Consider the following 1466-nt stretch of genomic DNA (forward strand, 5'->3'; position numbering starts at 1 on the left):
TAAAGTGCAACACAAAAGTTAGACAAAATTAAATATTGTTAAGCTGCTAAGGCATGTTCTCTGTATTCACAGGGAGTCATGCCTTTTGTTTTTCTTGAAATACGTCGATTGTTAAACCAATCGACGTATTCCATAGCTATTTTCTTAAACTCCTTAATATCCTTACAAGGTGGGAATCCATTAAGACACTCTGTTTTGAAAATATGAAAGAAACTCTCGATTGGCGCATTGTCGAGACAATTTCCTTTGCGAGACATGCTTTGAGAAAATCCTTTATTAGAGAGTTCATCGATATAGTAATTCAATTGATAATGCCAACCCTGATCCGAATGGATCGTTGGCTGTACTCCTTTTGGAATAACCGCTATAAGTTCATTTAATGTGTCTAGAATCAATTTGCTGTTAGGACTATTGCTTATTTGAAAGGCCAAGACTTCTTTACTTGCTTCATCAGTTATTGCTGAAATGTAGGCCCATTTACTATCAGCCAAACGAACCTGTGTAACATCAGTATGCAGAACCTTTAAAGGTACAGTTTCATTAAATTGTTGATGTAAAACGTTAGGAGCTATCTTGCCAACAGTACCTTTATATGAAGAGTATTTTCCATTTCGATGACGATTATAGAGACTTACTTGTACACCTAATTCATTCATTAAGCGACGCACTACGGCGTCTGCTAAATGAATATCCAATTTAACTAATTCATCTTGTACGCGACGATAACCGTAGGTTAAACGTCCACGCCATTTTCCGTTTTCCGTGATTTTTAGTATCTCTGCTTTTACATCTTTATATTTATCTACATAATTCCTGATACGTTTACGTTCATCATGGTACGTAGCTTTCTTAAGGCCAATGGCCTTAAGGATTGTACCAATTTTATATCGATCTTTTTTGGGAAGAGATTCTTGTTCGACCCTGATCTGATCCACTATTTGCGTTTTCTTTCGCCCTTTGAGGTCCCGAACAGGGTCATTGATTTTTTTAAGATATCATTTTCCAGCTTTGTATCGTGAAGTTCCTTGTTCTTTTTTGCCAGTTCTTCACGAAGCCGATCGACTTCATTTTTATTTACCAAGTTACGTAACTTCTTCTTATCAAGTTTCACTTTAGGCTTCCTACCTTTTGGATGAGACTTCAAAGCTTCCATACCATACTGACTGAAAGCCGCCTTCCATGCGCTTATCTGACATGAATTAACATCAAATTTTGCGGACACTTCGGCCAAAGTTTCATCATGAGTTTGATAGTAGTTTATCACATCAAGTTTAAATTCAGCTGAGAAACTTCGTTTGATTCGTCTTCGTTTAAGCGTGTCTACGCCGCTTAAACGATACTTTTGAATCCAGACTCCTACTTGTCTATGAGGTAAATTATGTTTCTGTGAAAGATGACGAATGCTGGTTCCTCCTTGAAGATATTCACCAACGATTTCTGCTTTTAACTTTGAACTGTATTTAACC

General features: G+C 36.9%; 2 protein-coding genes. Both read right to left on the reverse strand.

The window, feature by feature from the left end; all coding sequences use genetic code 11:
* Window positions 1-38 precede the first annotated feature (38 nt).
* Window positions 39-935, reverse strand: a complete 897-nt coding sequence (locus FD29_RS03135) for an IS3 family transposase (protein WP_235804252.1) — start codon at window positions 933-935, stop codon at window positions 39-41.
* On the reverse strand, window positions 935-1466 hold a 532-nt coding region (locus FD29_RS03140; protein ID WP_083477754.1), incomplete at its 5' end, for a helix-turn-helix domain-containing protein. The genes FD29_RS03140 and FD29_RS03135, both read right to left, overlap by 1 nt.

This window comes from Companilactobacillus mindensis DSM 14500, from assembly GCF_001434275.1.
Taxonomy (GTDB): Bacteria; Bacillota; Bacilli; order Lactobacillales; family Lactobacillaceae; genus Companilactobacillus; species Companilactobacillus mindensis.